The 17,483-nt window shown below is 52.2% G+C and carries 17 protein-coding genes; 4 read left to right on the top strand and 13 right to left on the bottom strand.

What is annotated here, in order from left to right; genetic code table 11:
- Positions 1 to 4 precede the first annotated feature (4 nt).
- From P2R09_RS05380 to P2R09_RS05340, 9 genes are all read right to left on the bottom strand, one after another.
- Positions 5 to 2,374, bottom strand: a complete 2,370-nt coding sequence (locus P2R09_RS05380) for a phosphoketolase family protein (RefSeq protein WP_275767793.1) — start codon at positions 2,372 to 2,374, stop codon at positions 5 to 7.
- A complete protein-coding gene (locus tag P2R09_RS05375) occupies positions 2,371 to 2,619 on the bottom strand; it encodes an SHOCT domain-containing protein (protein WP_275767791.1) in 249 nt (82 codons plus the stop codon). The genes P2R09_RS05380 and P2R09_RS05375 overlap by 4 nt, the downstream gene beginning before the upstream one ends.
- Positions 2,620 to 2,806: 187 nt before the next feature.
- Positions 2,807 to 3,526 (bottom strand): Crp/Fnr family transcriptional regulator, encoded by a 720-nt coding sequence (locus tag P2R09_RS05370; protein WP_275767789.1) that lies wholly within the window; start codon positions 3,524 to 3,526, stop codon positions 2,807 to 2,809.
- A 731-nt stretch (positions 3,527 to 4,257) separates the two neighbouring features.
- A complete protein-coding gene (locus P2R09_RS05365) occupies positions 4,258 to 4,482 on the bottom strand; it encodes a hypothetical protein (protein WP_275767787.1) in 225 nt (74 codons plus the stop codon).
- Positions 4,479 to 4,631 carry a hypothetical protein gene (locus P2R09_RS05360; RefSeq protein ID WP_275767785.1) on the bottom strand — a complete coding sequence of 51 codons (153 nt, stop codon included), beginning with the start codon at positions 4,629 to 4,631 and terminating at the stop codon, positions 4,479 to 4,481. The genes P2R09_RS05365 and P2R09_RS05360 overlap by 4 nt, the downstream gene beginning before the upstream one ends.
- Positions 4,624 to 5,328 carry a replication protein P gene (locus P2R09_RS05355; protein WP_275767783.1) on the bottom strand — a complete coding sequence of 235 codons (705 nt, stop codon included), beginning with the start codon at positions 5,326 to 5,328 and terminating at the stop codon, positions 4,624 to 4,626. The genes P2R09_RS05360 and P2R09_RS05355 overlap by 8 nt, the downstream gene beginning before the upstream one ends.
- A complete protein-coding gene (locus P2R09_RS05350; protein ID WP_275767781.1) occupies positions 5,325 to 5,618 on the bottom strand; it encodes a hypothetical protein in 294 nt (97 codons plus the stop codon). Before P2R09_RS05350 ends, P2R09_RS05355 begins: the two co-directional genes overlap by 4 nt.
- Positions 5,619 to 6,137: 519 nt before the next feature.
- On the bottom strand, positions 6,138 to 7,481 hold the full coding sequence (locus P2R09_RS05345) for a glycoside hydrolase family 10 protein (protein ID WP_275768114.1): 1,344 nt from the start codon (positions 7,479 to 7,481) through the stop codon (positions 6,138 to 6,140).
- Between the two features lie 127 nt (positions 7,482 to 7,608).
- Positions 7,609 to 9,099 carry a PLP-dependent aminotransferase family protein gene (locus tag P2R09_RS05340; protein WP_275767779.1) on the bottom strand — a complete coding sequence of 497 codons (1,491 nt, stop codon included), beginning with the start codon at positions 9,097 to 9,099 and terminating at the stop codon, positions 7,609 to 7,611.
- Positions 9,100 to 9,209: 110 nt separating this feature from the next.
- On the opposite strand from P2R09_RS05340, the gene gabT reads away from it, so the two are divergent.
- Together gabT and gabP are read left to right on the top strand one after the other, a co-directional pair.
- Positions 9,210 to 10,496 carry a 4-aminobutyrate--2-oxoglutarate transaminase gene (gene gabT / locus P2R09_RS05335; RefSeq protein WP_275767777.1) on the top strand — a complete coding sequence of 429 codons (1,287 nt, stop codon included), beginning with the start codon at positions 9,210 to 9,212 and terminating at the stop codon, positions 10,494 to 10,496.
- A 76-nt stretch (positions 10,497 to 10,572) separates the two neighbouring features.
- Positions 10,573 to 11,988, top strand: coding sequence for a GABA permease (gene gabP, locus P2R09_RS05330; protein WP_275767776.1), 1,416 nt, complete (start codon positions 10,573 to 10,575; stop codon positions 11,986 to 11,988).
- Between the two features lie 92 nt (positions 11,989 to 12,080).
- Here gabP and P2R09_RS05325 read toward each other — a convergent pair whose 3' ends face one another.
- Complete coding sequence (locus P2R09_RS05325) at positions 12,081 to 12,500, bottom strand: VOC family protein (protein WP_275767774.1); 420 nt, start codon at positions 12,498 to 12,500, stop codon at positions 12,081 to 12,083.
- 21 nt (positions 12,501 to 12,521) lie between these two features.
- Positions 12,522 to 13,418: a LysR family transcriptional regulator gene (locus P2R09_RS05320; protein WP_275767772.1), complete on the bottom strand. Its 897-nt coding sequence runs from the start codon at positions 13,416 to 13,418 to the stop codon at positions 12,522 to 12,524.
- Positions 13,419 to 13,565: 147 nt separating this feature from the next.
- Between P2R09_RS05320 and P2R09_RS05315 the strand changes: the two genes are divergently transcribed.
- On the top strand, positions 13,566 to 14,417 hold the full coding sequence (locus P2R09_RS05315; RefSeq protein ID WP_275767770.1) for a Vmh family MBL fold metallo-hydrolase: 852 nt from the start codon (positions 13,566 to 13,568) through the stop codon (positions 14,415 to 14,417).
- 81 nt (positions 14,418 to 14,498) lie between these two features.
- Here P2R09_RS05315 and P2R09_RS05310 read toward each other — a convergent pair whose 3' ends face one another.
- Together P2R09_RS05310 and P2R09_RS05305 are read right to left on the bottom strand one after the other, a co-directional pair.
- Positions 14,499 to 15,170: a hypothetical protein gene (locus tag P2R09_RS05310; RefSeq protein ID WP_275767768.1), complete on the bottom strand. Its 672-nt coding sequence runs from the start codon at positions 15,168 to 15,170 to the stop codon at positions 14,499 to 14,501.
- Between the two features lie 236 nt (positions 15,171 to 15,406).
- Complete coding sequence (locus P2R09_RS05305) at positions 15,407 to 16,309, bottom strand: LysR family transcriptional regulator (RefSeq protein ID WP_275767766.1); 903 nt, start codon at positions 16,307 to 16,309, stop codon at positions 15,407 to 15,409.
- A 97-nt stretch (positions 16,310 to 16,406) separates the two neighbouring features.
- Here P2R09_RS05305 and P2R09_RS05300 point away from each other — a divergent pair, with 97 nt between their 5' ends.
- Positions 16,407 to 17,465, top strand: a complete 1,059-nt coding sequence (locus P2R09_RS05300) for an SDR family oxidoreductase (protein ID WP_275767764.1) — start codon at positions 16,407 to 16,409, stop codon at positions 17,463 to 17,465.
- Positions 17,466 to 17,483 lie beyond the last annotated feature (18 nt).

Below are 17,483 nucleotides of genomic sequence, written 5' to 3'. Positions count from 1 at the left end.
ATTTTCACTTTTCGTTATTCCATTTCCAGTTACGTATCTCGGGCATATCCTCGCCATGGGTGTTAATATAAAGCCGATGCTCATTCAACTTACTTTCGAGCAAAATCTTGATTGCTGAACCTTCTCGTCCGGCTTCTGGAACGTTATCGATCACATCCATCACTAAATGAAAGCGATCAAGTTCATTAAGCACTGTCATATCAAAGGGTGTTGTTATCGTACCTTCCTCCTTATAACCGTGAACATGTATATTAAAATGGTTTGTTCGACGATAAGTCAGTGTATGAATCAGAGCAGGATAAGCATGAAAGGCAAATATAACCGGTTTATCAACAGTGAAGAATGCATCGAACGCTTCGTCACTCAGTCCATGTGGATGTACGTTATTAGGCTGTAACTTCATGAGATCGACGACATTTACCACGCGGATTTTCAGCGCTGGTAAATAGTTTCGCAGGATTGATACTGCAGCCAGGGTTTCCAGAGTAGGAACATCTCCGCAGCAGGCCAAAACCACATCAGCTTCACTGTCCTGATCGTTACTCGCCCATTCCCAGATACTGATACCTGCAGCACAGTGCTCAGCCGCTTGATCCATTGATAACCACTGTGGTGCGGGGTGCTTCCCGGCGATAACGACGTTTACGTAATTTCGACTGCGCAGACAATGATCGATTACCGAGAGTAGGCAATTGGCATCAGGCGGCAGGTAAACCCGGACTACCTCAGCCTTCTTGTTAACGACATGCGAGATAAAGCCCGGATCCTGATGAGAGAAACCGTTGTGGTCCTGTCGCCAGACATGAGACGTCAGTAAATAATTAAGTGACGCAATATCACGACGCCATGGCAAATTTGTGGCGACTTTTAACCATTTCGCATGCTGGTTGAACATTGAATCCACAATGCTGATGAATGCCTCATAACAATTGAATAAGCCGTGTCTGCCGGTTAGCAGGTAACCTTCCAGCCAGCCCTGACATTGGTGCTCACTGAGGACCTCCATAACGCAGCCGCTGCGGCCGAGATATTCGTCATTTATCTCAGTCGTAGCCTCCCACTGCCGGCGAGTGGCTTCAAACAAAGCAACTAATCCATTAGAGATAGTTTCGTCGGGCCCAAAAACACGAAAATTATGATAAGCACTATTGAGTTTTACGATGTCTCGCAGGAATGGGCCGAGCGCGTGAGTATCACCAGCATCCTGGACGCCGTGGGTTGGCACATCAGTGGCATAGTTATGAAAATCTGGCATCTCCAGATCGCGCAATAATTTGCCACCGTTTGCGTGCGGATTTGCGCCCATGCGCCTTTCTCCAGTCGGTGCTAATGCTGCAAATGTTGGGAACAGGCGCCCACTCTCATCAAATAATTCATAAGGCTTGTAGCTTCGTAACCATCTTTCAAGAAGCCGAAGATGTTCGGGGTTTGTCGCCGGATTAGATAGGGGAATCTGGTGCGCACGAAATGTACCTTCAATCTGAACGCCATCCACAACTTCAGGGCCTGTCCAGCCTTTAGGCGATTTGAGAACAATCATGGGCCAGCGCGGTCTTTTGTCCTCATCATTCACTCGGGCATTAAACTGGATATCCCGGACTTCCTTTACGATACAATCAAGCGCTGCCGCCATGCTCTCATGCATTTTAGAAGGACTATCACCTTCTATGAAAACCGGTCGCCAGCCATAGCCCGTTAAAAGATGTTCTAGCTCATCATGACTGATCCGTGACAATATGGTCGGATTTGAAATCTTATATCCATTTAAATGCAGAATAGGCAATACTGCTCCATCACTGACAGGGCTAAGAAATTTATTAGAGTGCCATGCTGTCGCCAGCGGTCCTGATTCAGCTTCACCGTCACCTACGACGCAGGCAACAATCAGATCTGGATTATCAAATGCTGCTCCGAAAGCATGGCTTAGTGAATATCCTAACTCTCCTCCCTCATGAATGGAGCCTGGGCATTCTGGCGAGGCGTGACTAGGGATTCCGCCTGGAGCAGAAAACTGTTTAAAAAGTCGTTTTATTCCTGAGAAATCCTGACTTATTTCAGGATAGACTTCCGTATATGTCCCCTCCAGGTAAGTATTTGCTACCACTGCAGGGCCTCCATGACCAGGCCCAGAAAGATAAATCATATCAAGGTCAAATTTTTTAATAACGCGATTCAAATGCGCATAAATAAAATTCTGACCCGGTGTTGTCCCCCAGTGCCCCAGAAGCATCTTCTTAATATCAGATGACACGAGGGGACGGTTTAAAAGAGGGTTTTCAGTGAGGTATATTTGCCCCACTGAAAGATAGTTAGCTGCTCGCCAGTAGCCGTCAATTTCCCATAACTGAACCTGATTAAGAGTAGGGGATTTCATAATGTTGGGTTTCTTGGCGCTATTTCAGCCTTGATGTGTGTAAATTCGTCACGCTTAATCTCGCCGCGTGCATAGCGCTCGTTTAACATATCGAGGGCTGTTTTATGTTTATTTACAGATGCACGTCTGTTAACACGATAACTGTAACCCCAGTGTCCAATGCTGGAAACCAGAAGAACCCAGACGGCAAACCACAAAAACCAACCCCAACCGGCATAGAGACTATTCCAGAAATCATACGGCATAACCACCTCTGCTTAAAAAGTTGAACCTTTACTTCAGGTTATGCTTTATTATACGAAGGTATGTTAATGACTTCTGTACGGTAGCGAACATAAGTAAATAAAAATTTACCCGGCCTTTATTTATTTTCTGATCGCAGGCAGAGTGGTGGGTAATTAGTGTTTTAATCGAAAGTTATTTTATTTATCACTAAGTATAAGGTAATAGCCGATCAGTCTCTTTTTTAACAACTGCATAACACTCACAACTGAGAGATTCAAGTTTGTCTCTATCCAAAACAGTGATATGTCCACGGTGATAATCAATAATACCTAAACGTTGCAATTTCCCTGCTGCTTCGGTCACCCCCTCTCGCCTTACTCCCAGCATATTAGCAATTAATTCCTGTGTCATTTTTAAATGATTGTCTGGAAGTCGGTCTAAAGAGAGTAAAAGCCAGCGACATAATTGCTGATCAATTGAGTGATGACGATTACAAACAGCAGTCTGAGCCATTTGAGTTATTAACGATTGTGTATAACGGAGCATCAGTGCAAGTAACTTCCCGTGGCGGTCAAACTCTTCTGTTAACTTTTTACCTCTCAGTTTATAGGCCATTCCAGCGCTTTGAACAATAGCACGACTGGATGTGCTCTTTCCTCCCATAAAAAGTGATATGCCTACAAGTCCCTCATTCCCAACTACCGAAATTTCAGCCGAGGAACCATTCTCCATGACATAAAGTAACGAAACGATAGAGTCTACAGGGAAGTAGACATATGACATTTTATCACCAGATTCATACATTACCTGTCCAAGTTCTAAATTAACAAGCTCTGTGAAAGGGCGTAATCTAACCTTCACATCTTCAGGTAGTGCTGCAAGTAGATGATTCTTGTTTAGAAAACCAGTAACTTTATCATCAGACATGATGCTTCCTATTAAGTTATAAACGATAGTCAGATTGATTTTTTTCACACTAATAGACATTTATTGTAACACTAAAATTACAATTCGGATAATTTTCCGATAGTAATCATGCCCCTTTGAGAAGCCTTGTGAATTCTGGATAAGGATAACTATAAGGTTTGGGTATATTATTAGTCTGGAGGGGCGTTCTTTTTAAAATCTTCCTGATGCAATCATAAGTCCTTTGCTCTATTCATAATATTATAAATCAATTATTTTTAATAAGTAAGATCAATGCAGTTTGATGATAGCATTTATTAATGTTTCCTCCCTTACCAGTAATCCGCCTTTTTTAATATTTCTCTTAATAAGAAATCAAATTTTAAAAAACGTTTTTGCGTATCACTCATCATCATGAGTGTGACAGGATGGATAACTGAAAGCATCATTGAAAAAAACGCGATTTGGCCGCATCAATTATGTATTCGGAATTCAGATGTTGATACTTCATAAGTACACCAAGGGAAGAGGGACGAAAAGCTCAGCCTAATCTGGATAATATGCATGACATTGTCGAAGCGGCCGCGCGAGTACTTGACCACATATGGCTGCAAGATCGCCAGTGTATGACAGCGTGAATCACTCTCCATGACTTTACATCGGATGGCTTGTTCATTGGCTCGCTCCTTGTCTTTGCAGGCGGGCCGCCCATTTCTTTTTGATGTACCAAAGTGGCGGACATTTCATTTTCATCAAAATCCTCCCCGTTTCTGGCCCTTTGCTGGCTGCTGCTCATCTTCAGCGTCGACAATAAGGTCGTGCGCTTCACGCGCCAGCATGTCGATAGCGTGCAGGTGCGCCCGGAACTGCTCCGGTTTCAGGTCGCGCTTCTTAGCCAGATCGATGATTGCCAGCTGCAAGTTGCGCGCCTGTCGCATCAGCGGCGTGTTAATTATCAGTTGAGTTACCTGTGTCATGCTGCGCTCTCCCTTCCCTCAAGCCAGAAGGAAAACGCCCGGTCTACCACGGCATCCTGATAGCCAAGATGTGAGCGGGTCAGGTTGTGTTTGTCATCGTGAACGCTGCGATACAGTCGCTCAAAGCGTATGCGGTTCATCTCAGTCATGACGGCCACCTTTCAGGCCAAAGCGGCGGTGAATGTCGGCGAGGTGGTCCAGTGCCTTTTCGCTACCGGTTGGGATGTGGAGTTGTGGGATCTGTTTGCGCGGCGGCGGGATGACTTCGCCAGCTTCAATGCGGCGGGACATCTTACGCAGTTCATCGCCCAGGCGTTTCCGGCATTCAGAATCCGTCAGGTTAAATGAGCGCATCTGGTTATAGACCGCTGTCACCATGTGGAAACAGGCCGGGCTTTCCCAGGGGAACTCTTCGCTGCTGTCGTATATGCTCCGATCGCGGCAGTACAGGCGGAACATGCCGTAAAGCTCTTCGTCAGCAGGCAAGCCAGCTGCACGATGCTCGCCCTGCTTGCACCACTCGATAAACTGGCCGGGCGATGGCAGGAACGGCGAACCACTGGCGCGGGCCAGCTTCATGCCTGCTGACAGCTGCTGCTTGTTGTGAATGCCGTTCTCGGCAAACGCGGCAATCCACTGGCGTTTCGCTGCAGCTTCGTCGTTCGGGTTGCGCCAGGCGGTGCTGACCGATGCCGGGAATACCTGCTTAAGATTCGAAAACAGAGCATCGACAAGGCGCTCAACGTCCTCATGCACTCCGCGCTCAACCGGGCGCGGACCATCTCCTGCAATGCGAGCCAGTGCGCCTGCATCACGATTCTGAATTGCTGATACGAGATTTCTCATAGGAATTCATTCTCCCAGGCTTCGCGGCTGTTCCAGTGCTGAGCGGGCTGCTGAGCCACTGCCTGCCGGTTACGCCCTGGCTGGCTCATCTGCGCACGGAGTGTGTCCCACTTGGCGCGGAGTTTTGCAGGGCTGAGGATATTGGTCTGCCAGAAGTGATCGGCGTTAGCCCACCTGAAGGTTTCGCAGATGTCGTGATGCGTGACATCCAGCGATCCTCTCAGAAGGCGGACTTCGTTAGCCCAGGCAGGCCAGTTTGGGGCTTTTGCAGTTGGAGTAATAATCTTCACCCTGCTGAACATCCACTCGGCTGCCTTCAGGTCGTCAGCAGTTCCCCACTTGTCACCTTTCGGTGAATGGGTTGCCGCTTCAGGACGGATGCCGATATCGACACGTTCACCCTGCCCGTTCCAGCGGTAACGGTATTGGAAGGTAATCCGGCCTTTACGTGATATCCGGACAGATAATCCGTCACGGTCCGTTTTGACCTGACTTTTTCATATTCCTTGCCCAGCATTGAACGCAGGGCAGCATCCGAGAGCGCCATAGATTCTTTGGAGGTTGGAAATTATGTACATCATTATGTACACGAAAAAAGGGTAAGTGAAAAGAAACACCCGGAATAATGCGGAATACAAAAACTCATCAATTATCTGTTTTTTATGCGATTCGCCAGCTATCGCGGTCAAAACCGGAATAGCCGGGAATCGATAGAAAATAGATGGAATAAAAACTGTTATATAGCGCAAGAATAGCAGTAAGTCACAGGGAAAAACTTAACCGCACTGGTCATGCTGATGTGGCATTTTTCAGCCTCCCCAGCGGCTTTTAAGATAGCTCACCGCCTGCTGAGTCTGTGGCTGATTCAGATAGTTCTCTCTGAACAGAATGGTGCCGTTGATGTTGGGGTTCGATTCATTGAGATCGAGCTGTTTTTTCAACTCTGGCACGCCACCCTGAAGCGTCCAGTCAGGCTCAATTTTTGAAGGTTCCCCCACTTTGTAGAGCGCCAGACCAATATAGAGTCGGGTTTTAGTGGGTTTCACCACCTCTGCCCACCAGTTTGCCAGCACGTCGTAACGGGCAGCCTGACGGGAAAATGGCCAGTACAGCTGGGGCGCAATGTAATCCAGCAAACCCTGCTGCACCCAGCGGCGGGTATCCGCAAAGGCTTCGTCATAGGCCGCCGCGCCGCGTGTATCGGAACCGGCAGGATCATGGGACAGATTGCGCCAGACGCCCGCCGGGCTGACACCAAACTCAACCTCCGGCTTCAGCTGCTTAATGGTGCGAGATACCTGCTCAATCAGTTGCTGCGTGTTATGACGCCGCCAGTCTGCTTTACTGGCAAAACCCTGGCCATAACGGCTGAAGGTCTGATTATCGTTGAGCAGCGAACCCGCAGATTCGGAATAGAAGTAGTCATCGAACTGCACACCGTCGATGGGATAGCGCGCGACAACCTCGGCCACAATGCTGGTAATCCAGTCACGCACCTCAGGAATACCCGGATCGAGCACATAGCGATCGCCAGCGGTGCGGATCCAGTCGCGATGCAATACAAAAACACTGGCCGGGTGCAGTGACAGTGTGCGGTTCAGTTCGCTCACGGTTGAGGGCTTAGTGTTCACCGATACCCGGTAAGGGTTGAACCATGCATGGACTTTGATACCGCGTTTATGTGCCTCATCCAGCATAAACTGCAGCGGATCATAGCCAGGATCCTCACCGATTTTGCCGGTCAGCATATCGGACCAGGGCAGGATTTTTGAGGGCCAGAGCGCGGTAGCATCGGGTTTGACCTGGAAAAACACCGTGTTGATCCCCAGGCTTTTCAGCTTATCCAGCTTGTCGGTCAGTGATTGCTGCTGCAGGCGAATACGCTCTGCCGCCGGACGGGTGCCATTCACCGACGCTACCGGTGGCCAGTCAAGACGCGATACCGTGGCTAACCAGACGCCCCGCACAGGTTCATGCACCTCAGGGCGGTCTGGCTTGCCTGCAGGTAGCGGCTGTTTTGTTACGGGCGGAAAAGGCGTCACCAGCGATTTCGGCGGCTCAGATGCGCAACTGACCAGCAACAACGCCGCAGCGAGCGCGGCGCCTCGCTTAATAGCGGTTCTGGCCTGTGCAGAAAAGAGATTAAAGACGATGATGAACTCCAGTATTGTCTGGTCGGGGCGCAAAGAGATGTATTCTCGGTGAGTCTGATTAAATGTCAATGCGTTAGCACAGCGGCAACGGTAAAATCGCCGCCATTAAAATCAGGCCCTGAACCCGCTAGCGCTGTGGAGTGAATTCAATACCGGCAGACGCCAGACAGGCTTTAAGGGTGCCAAACGCATCCTGACACTGCCGCTCATTAACGCAGGCGTAGCCCAGCAGTAATCCACGCTCCTCCTGTGGGTGCATATAATATTGCGAAAGCGGCCTCACCTTGACCCCGCGCTTAAGTGCCTCTGCGGCTATCGCCACGTCATCAGCACCGGCTGGCAGCGGCATCACCAGATGCAAACCGGCTTCATGATTGAATGCCGGTAAAAAAGCAGGTCCCAGATAGCGCTCGATAAGCCGGCAGAGAAACTGTCGCCGCTGACGATAAAGCAGCCGCATCCGGCGGATATGCTCCATGTAATGACCCAGCCGGATAAACTCCGCCAGCGCCCGCTGAATCAGCAGATGCCCGCCGCGATAGAGCTCCGCCGCCGCGATGCGTAATGGCTGCGCCAGCGGTTTCGGTACCACCAGGTAGCCGATACGCAGCGCGGGATAGAGCGTTTTGCTAAACGTACCCATGTAAATAACCGGTGCATCTGCTTCCAGACCCTGCAGTGAAGGGTGTGGCTGTCCCGAAAAACGAAATTCACTGTCGTAATCATCTTCAACAATCCAGCTCTGATGACGGCGGGCCAGAGAGAGCAATGCCTGACGACGGGCCAGACTGAGATGAACGCCCAATGGATACTGGTGCGACGGTGTCACAAACACCATTTTGGGTGGCGGCCCGCTGTCCGGCACCAGGCCCTGCTCGTCCACCGGCATCGCGCGAATTTTCAGGCCATTCATACGCAACAGATTCCGTGTTCCCCAGTAGCCCGGCTCCTCCATCCAGACCCGATCGCCCGGATCGCAGAGCACCCGCGTCACCAGATCAACCGCCTGATGAACCCCTTCCGTAATCAGAATCTGATCAGCATCGGCCCGCACAGATCGTGCAACCCGCAGATAATCCACCAGCGCATGGCGCAAATCGGGACAGCCACCGCCGCTGCTGTAAACCAGACGGTGAACGTCAGGTTCGCGGTTCAGCCGCGCCTGAATCTGACTGAATAGCTTGTGGGGGAATTCAGTGACATCCGGTGCGCCTGGGACAAATGCGCCCCATTGATACGGTGATGCGGTTGCATGACCGAGTAGCGTGGCGCCCCGCTTTGACAGCGTCGCCGGTCGTTGCGCTTTCACAGCCTGAAGATCGGCAATCGCATCGCTCTGCAGGCAGCTTTCCGGCAGCGTCTCGGCAATCCAGGTGCCGCTGCCGGTTCGCGCCGTGACATAACCTTGCGCCATCAGGCTCTCATAGACATGCATAACGGTATTTCGCGACACGCCCAGTTCGCGCGCCAGATCGCGTGTTGGCGGCAAACGGCTTCCGCGCGGGAATACCTCTTCAATGATCGCGGCCTGCATACAATTCAGCAGCCGCTGATGTAATGAGCCCGTTCTTAGAAACTGTAACCGTGCTAATAGATGATCTGCGTACAACAGTCGCAATTGGCTCCACCTTTCCTCTCACAATTGGCTCTGGCAACTCACCGCGCCTCAGGCATAAATAAACGTGTTTGTCGGGAATTGTAAACACGCATATTAACGAGGTGGAATAAATGAGCGAAAAAAATAACCTGATGCAGCAGCGCAAAGCACAGGCTCTTCCCAAAGGTATCGGTACGCTATGCGACTGGTACGTTGCCCGGGCAGAGAACGCCACCTTATGGGATCAGGACGGTAACAGCTGGATCGACTTTGCGGGCGGCATCGCAGTGCTGAACACCGGCCACCGCCATCCACGCATTGAACAGGCGATTGCCGAACAGTTAACAAAGTTTACTCATACGGCCTTCCAGATCACGCCTTATGAAAGTTACATCGCACTTGCCGAGCGCATTAATCAGCGGGTGCCAATCGCTGGGCCGGCGAAAACCGCCTTCTTCACAACCGGCGCGGAAGCCGTAGAAAATGCAGTGAAAGTGGCGCGTGCCTTTACCCGCCGTCACGGCATCATCACCTTTGGTAACGCGTTCCATGGCCGTACCTTTATGACGATGGCGATGACCGGGAAAGTGGCGCCTTATAAACGCGATTTCGGCCCGATGCCGCCGTCAGTGTTTCATGCACGCTATCCCAGCGCGGTTCAGGGAATCAGCATTGAGGCCGCGCTGACCAGCCTCGACGAAATTTTTACTCAGGACATTGCACCGCATGACGTCGCCGCAATTGTGCTGGAGCCGGTACAGGGCGAAGGTGGTTTCCATGCGGCACCGGCAGAGTTTATGGTGCAGCTGCGCGAACTGGCTGACCGTCACGGCATTCTGCTGATTGCAGATGAAGTGCAGAGCGGATTTGCCCGCACCGGCAAGCTATTTGCCATGGAACACTATCCGGTGAAGGCCGATATCATCACGATGGCCAAAAGCCTGGCTGGCGGGATGCCGCTCTCTGCCATCGCAGGTCGTGCAGAAGTCATGGATGCGCCAGCGCCTGGTGGGCTGGGCGGAACCTACGCCGGAAACCCGCTGGCTATCGCTTCAGCCCACGCGGTTCTGGATGTGATTGAAGAGGAGCAGCTCTGTCAGCGTGCCGTTGAACTCGGTGCCCGGCTTGAAGCTGAGCTGCAGGAGCACCAGCGCAAGCATCCGGATATTGCTGACGTGCGTGCGCTGGGTTCGATGGTGGCGATGGAGTTTTATCAGGCCAGCACCGCGCAGGCCGTTCAGAAGATGGCAATGGAACAGGGCCTGCTGCTGCTGACCTGTGGAGCCAAAGGCAACGTCATCCGCTTCCTTTACCCGCTCACCATTCCGGATGCCCAGTTCAGCCAGGCGCTGACCATTCTCTCCACGGTGATCAATCACTGTGTCGCATCTGCCGGACATCCCGTCGTCCCAGCCTGATTTCGCTGGCGCGTTAACGCAAGTTTATCCCCGTTCGTCCGGTCTCACAGGCCGGACGCCGTCTGGAGACGTTTACATGACGATGACTCAGAATGCGAATGAAGATTCGCTCGCCCAAAACCTGAAACCGCGCCACGTGCGTATGCTCTCAATTGCTGGTGTGATTGGCGCAGGACTGTTTGTTGGCTCCGGCCACGCAATTTCTGAAGCGGGCCCGGCGGTCCTGATCTCTTACGCAGCGGCGGGTGCCCTGGTCGTATTGATCATGCGGATGCTGGCTGAGATGGCTGTTGCCTCGCCCGACTCCGGCTCGTTCTCAACCTACGCGGATAAAGCTCTCGGACGCTGGGCCGGTTTTACCATCGGCTGGCTTTACTGGTGGTTCTGGGTGCTGGTCATTCCGCTGGAGGCCAATGCAGCAGGCACCATTCTGCATGCCTGGTTCCCCGATATCGCCATCTGGCAGTTCACTTTCGCCATTACATTACTGCTGACCATCACCAACCTGCTCAGCGTGAAAAATTATGGCGAGTTCGAATTCTGGTTTGCCCTGATCAAGGTCGTTGCCATCATCCTGTTCCTGGGCGTGGCGGGTGCGGCGGTATTTGGTCTGCTGCCGGACAGTAACACCAGTGGCCTGTCGCATCTTTATGACACGCATGGTTTTATGCCGAATGGTATCGGCGCAGTTGTCGCGGCCATTCTGACCACCATGTTCTCATTTATGGGCACAGAAATTGTCACGATAGCGGCCGCCGAGTCGAAGAATCCTGGCAAGCAGATCACCCAGGCAACAAATTCGGTTATCTGGCGTATCGCGCTGTTCTATCTGCTCTCCATTTTCTTTGTGGTGGCGCTGGTTCCGTGGAACACGCCAGGACTGGTTGAACAGGGTTCATGGCAGACGGCATTACAGGCGATGAACATTCCGCACGCACGATTGATTGTCGATCTGGTGGTGCTGATGGCGGTGTGCAGCTGTCTCAACTCCGCACTCTATACCTCTTCACGTATGCTCTATTCGCTGTCACGCCGTAAAGATGCTCCTGCCGCTGCTTCACGCACCAATCGCAGTGGCACACCCTGGGTTGCCGTACTGTTCTCTACGGCGGCGGCGTTTCTGGCGGTCATCGCGAATTATCTGGCGCCCAGCGCCGTGTTTGAATTTTTGCTGGCGACATCAGGCGCGATTGCACTGCTGGTCTATCTGGTGATTGCTGCGTCACATCTGGTGTTGCGCAAAAAACGTGAGAAAGCGGGAGAAGCCCTGAGCTATCGCATGTGGCTATTCCCGGGCCTGACCTGGGTCACTATCCTGTTTATTGTGACAGTGCTGATTATTATGTTGTGTGATCCGAAACATCAGTCTGAGCTTCTGGCAACCGGCGGGTTAACGCTGGTGATTATCGCCACCAGCCTGGTTCTGCGTCGTAAAAAAGAGGTTCGCCAGCGAACGAAATACTTTACTCAGCGTTCTTCCGACCACTCATAAATATCTGGCACTTTTTTAACAGGCAATGATGCCCACCTTTCACAGCAAAGGTGGGCATTTCTGCTTTTATATTCAGAATAAAATTTGAAAGCTTATTCCAGATACTGGCTGAAGCGCAGCAGATACCCATCTGGATCCTGTACCAAAAACTCCCTCTGACAGGCAATCGTCTCGCCAGTGCCATAGTGGTTATCCCGCATCTCACGAAACAGTGGCACGGCATGCTGCTGCAAACGCGTTAATACAGCGTCAATGTCGTCCACCTCGATCTGGAAATTAATGCCCCGACCAAGCGGCCAGTGCAGCTCGGCGGTGTTCCAGCCCTGCGGATGGAACTGCTCAATCATCAATTGTGCTTCTCCATAGCAAAGGTATGCGAAGTCAGGCTGCTGACGCTGAATCCTTACTTCAAAGCCCAGCACCACAGTGTAAAAGTGCATCGAAGCGGCGAAGTCTGTGACGGTGAGTTCTGGCACCATGCGATTCCAGTACATATTGTTGTTATCACTCATAAAGGCATCCGTTTTTGTCTGTTACGATCGCTGTTCATTCTCACCGCCAAGACTCCTTTGCAGTTCATCCAGCATCAGCCGCAGGGCGGCAGACTGATGCTCGCGCGACAGATACAGTCCCCAGATGCCAATGCGTCGGGGCTCATAATCGGGCAGTAAGTTCACCAGCTTTCCCGCTTCCAGTGCGCGACGTGCTTCCTGCTCAGGTACCATTGCTATCCCACAATGTGCAATGGCTGCATCACACAACAGTAATGAGATGCCAGCACTGAAGTTCCCCTTAACAGCAGCCGTGATTTTCTCTCCATCCGACGCCGTGAAATGCCAGCTTTGTCCGGCGAACTGGCTGTAGTAAAGACAGTTGTGCCGAGTCAGATCATCCGGGGTTTGCGGTATGCCATGCTTCTGCAGATATTCCGGTGAGGCGCAGAGCACAGAGCGACATTCCCCGAGGCGGCGCGCGATAGCACCCGGCTCTGGCGCATCCGTAATGCGAATCGCGAGATCGATACGCTCACTGATCAGACTTACGGGCTGATTATTAATGTCCAGCTCAATGCGCAGTGCAGGATAGCGTGCCAGAAAGTCAGGGATCACCGGTCCGACAAGATGCAGCGCCGTGAAATGGGCGCAGGCGATGCGAAGCGTTCCCGCCGGCACGCCCTGCGTGGTCTCCTGCTGGATCGCTTCTGAGAGCAGGGCCAGCTGACGGGTCTTTTGCAGGGTCGCCTCACCGGCAGGCGTCAGGGTCAGCCGACGCGAAGAGCGATGCAGCAGACGTGTTCCCGCCCACCTTTCCATCTCCTCCAGATATCGGCTGACCATCGGACGAGAGATCCCCAGCGCACGTGAGGCGGCACTCAGGCTACCCAGTTCACAGATTCGGTTGAAAACAGCGGCTGCCGTCACTCTGTCCATCTCGTTCACCTGTTCGGATTATGAAACTCAGCATCTCTGATTGCGGGAATTCTATCAGATGGCGAGAGGCGTAGAATAGCGCCATCGACACTGAACAATGCCCGATGCAGATGCCTGAAGCGGGCCTTTACCTTCTGAGGATTCACAATGAAAACCACACTGTTACCTGTGATGTTAATTCTGGCTTCGGCTTCCGCGAGCGCTGCCACTCTGCAACTGGAAACCTATAATCCGCAGGCGAAAAGCATTTTCCCTGTCTCTTCCACACTGGTTTCCGGGCCAACCGAAGCGATTCTTTTTGATGCACAGTTCAGCACCCAGGACGGTGAGAAACTGGTGGAGATGATTAAAAAGAGCGGTAAAAAGCTGAAGGAAGTGGTGATCACCTCTGGCGATCCTGATTTTTACTTTGGTCTGGAACCGATTGTTAAGGCCTGGCCGGATGTGAAAGTGGTTGCCGCGCCTGCGGTCGTGAAGCATATCCAGAAGACGCATGATGCCAAACTGAAATACTGGGGTCCTCAGATGAAGCAGGGCGCACCGGATAAAGTGTTTGTTCCTGAAGTGACTCACCAGACACGCTTTAGCGTCGACGGCGAGGTGCTGGAACTGCGTCATCCTGAGCAGTACGCTGCCTATGTCTGGATACCTTCTGTGCGCACCATTCTGGGCGGTACGGGTCTTGCCTCCGGTATTCATGTCTGGACCGCTGACACCCAGACCGTTAAGAGCCGTGCAGAATGGCGTCATATCCTGACAGAAATGAAGACGCTGAACGCAACGAATGTCATTCCTGGTCACTACCTCGGGGCACGTCCTGTGGGTTCCCAGGCTGTGGATTTCACACTGAATTACCTGAAGAGTTTTGAAACGGCATTGTCACAGCACAAAACCTCAGCCAGCGTGATTGCCGCCATGAACTCGGCCTGGCCGAAACTGGCTGAACCGGCATCACTGGAACTCAGCGCCAAAGTGAATACTGGCGAAATGAAGTGGTAAATCTGTAACGGGTCAGTTAACCGCAGCGTGCACAGCCGTTTAGCGGTTAACGCCCTGGAATAAAGCAGAGAAGTCCAGGCGCTATTTCTTTGTGAGATAGCGCCTGTCATCGCGCGCCTGCAACCGCGCTTCCGCCGGAGTGGGGAAGATATAGTGAAACAGATCGCGGTAAAAACTCAGATGCTTCAGTAATCCTTCCTGAATAGCCCGGCTGATGTCCTTGATCAGGAACGCCTGGGTAGTATTGAAGTTAGCGATACTGAAAAAGGTTTTGTCATAGACGTTCACCACCCCTTCCCATTTCATCACCTTCTCATCCGGAGAGACCCCTTCCGAGGCGACAAACATGCCTTTATGGGATTTCACACACTGTTTACTGATATAGGTCGTTAACGCGTCATAGCCGCGCTTATTGCGCCAGCGACAGAATTCATACGGCACATCGTAATGCGGCAGCACAAAGTCAGGAGTGCGAAAATGTTCATCCCCAATCAATCCATCCAGCGTGACGGTGAAATGCAGAAAATCCTGGAGGAAATCGAACTGCCGGGTTTTGGTCAGGGTCACATTGATGGTGAAGTGACCCGCCTGTACAAACCAGTAATTGGTGAAGCCGGTGACCAGAATACAGAATGCCTGCCAGTCACTGAGTTTTCGATCTCCCGCCAGTCCCCTGAAACGGCTGATCATCATCCGCGATTTTGGGTGCTGATACGCTTTCAGCAGCGGATCGTTCATACCCTTCAGTAACATCAGGCACACTCCTTGATAGATTGCGCTTATCCTGCCACGCCCTGATCAGGGTGAAAAGTGTCGTTGTTCTGAAACAGTCTGAACTAATCGTCACTATGATGTGAGCCCGGTGCTTCTGGTAGCCGGAAAGTTCAACGAATAATGCGTCCATGTCTATCACCTTCCCACTCAGGTGACAGGCTATCTTTAGGTTGGGGACAAATTAAACCTGACCTTATTTTCTTTTCTTAATTCTGTTAACTGATGCTCTGGCCTGCTTCACGTATCAACTCACTCACTTCCGCCACCAGCTTACGAACCTTATCAGGGATAAAACGGGCGTCCGGGAAAACGGCATAAAGATAGCGGTCGGGAAGCCGCCAGTCCGGTAAAACCCGTACCAGCCTGCCGGAGGCCAGCGCGTCTGCGCCAATCAGCAGCTGTAATCCGCCGATCCCCAGTCCCGCCTCAAGGGCCTGCATTAACGCCTCACTGTTGTTAGAACGAAACACGCTTTTCACGGGAACAGACACACTTGTCATCCCGGACACCAGCTGCAGCGGCGCATCAGGTGAAATACCGCTAAAACGTATGTGAGGATGCCGCTGTAAGTCATCGGGTGTTTCCGGCATACCGTTTTGCGCTATCCACTCAGGGGAAGCCACCAGTACGGTTTCAACCGTGATCAGCGAACGAGCCGCCAGCGTGGCGGGCGGTGACTCGCTAAGGCGGATCGCCACATCAACGCCCTCCGCAATGAGTTCTGAAAGACGATCCTCAAGCGCGATATTCAGATGCAGCGCAGGATGCGCCTGCTGAAAGGCGATCAGATGCGGCATCAACCGGTGCCCTATGCCGCTCGGCAGCTGAATATGCAGTTTGCCGTGAAGCGGCTGCGTGCCAGGCCGCAATTGCTGTTCAAGTTCCTCCATCGCACTGAGCAGTTGCCTGACCTGCTGCAGATAGTGCTGACCCTGCTCCGTGAGCGCCATTTTTCTCGTCGTTCGGTGTAGCAGCACTACGCCCAACGCCTCCTCAAGTGCAGCGATCTGCTGGCTCACCGCCGACTGCTTCATGCCATTTTGCCGTGCCGCCGCTGAGAAGGATCCCGCTTCCGCTACACGGACGAAGGTCTGAATCGCAGTCAGTTTGTTTTGCATTTATTGATTTTCCTGATAAGTGATATCCGGTTCAGGGGATTTAATCAGAATAACGCGCAGGTGAGAATGCGGCTTCTCTCTTAACAGGGTAATGATCATGAAAATGACGCGGGATAAAAAGGTTGCGCTGGTAGCAGGCGCCAGCGGGATCATCGGCCAGCAACTCAGCAAGGCGCTGGTGGCCGATCAATGGCAGGTGACCGCGCTGACGCATCGGTCAGAGTTTGCGATAAGCGGAACCGAGGTTATCGCGGTAGATTTGCGCGACGTGCAGCAGAGCCATGAACGGCTGGCCTCACTGACTGATGTGACCCATATCTTTTACAGCGCATGGCTGAATGCCGCCGACTGGGCGTCGATGGTCGGTCCAAATCTCGCCATGCTGCAAAATCTGGTGCGAACCCTTGAAAATATCGCTCCGCTTGAGCATGTCAGCCTGATGCAGGGATACAAAGTGTATGGCGCCCATCTCGGACGATTTAAGACGCCGGCGCGGGAAAGCGATCCCGGCGTGCCCGGTGCCGAATTCAACGCCGCTCAGTTGAACTGGCTGAGCGCACAACAGCAGGGTAAAGCCTGGCACTGGAGCGCACCACGGCCCGGCGTGGTCGGCAGTGACCGGTCAGGCAACGTCATGAATCTGGCGCTGAGTCTGGCAATCTATGCTTCAATTTGTCGTGCAGCTCAGCTGCCTTTACGCTTCCCGGGCTCGCTGGAAACCTGGAACAGTATAGTGGATTTTACCGATGCGACATTGCTGGCTGACGCCACGATCTGGGCAGCGTGCAACGCTGACGCACGCAATCAGGCGTTTAATATTAACAATGGCGATCTCTGGCGCTGGAGCGAGCTGTGGCCTGTAATTGCAGAATGGTTTGCGCTGGATATCGCGCCGCCCGTTTCACTCTCTTTCCGCCAGATGTTCAGGGACTATCGTACGCTGTGGCGAGAAATCGCTGCAGATAACGCACTTGTCGAGGCCGATATTCTGGCGCTCAGTGACGGGACTTTCGCTGATTTTGTCTTTGGCTGGAATTACGACATGTTTGGCGACGGCAGCAAGCTGCGTCGGGCAGGTTTTAACGATTATCGTGCAACGGAAGAGATGTTCTGCGATCTGTTTGCCCACTTCCGGTCATCGCGAATAATTCCGTGATAAAACGGTAAAGCGCAG

Source organism: Pantoea sp. Cr_R13, assembly GCF_029222565.1.
Classification (GTDB): domain Bacteria; phylum Pseudomonadota; class Gammaproteobacteria; order Enterobacterales; family Enterobacteriaceae; genus Pantoea; species Pantoea eucalypti.
The sequence above is the reverse complement of the archived record's forward strand: the minus strand, read 5'-3'. Positions and strand labels throughout refer to the sequence as shown.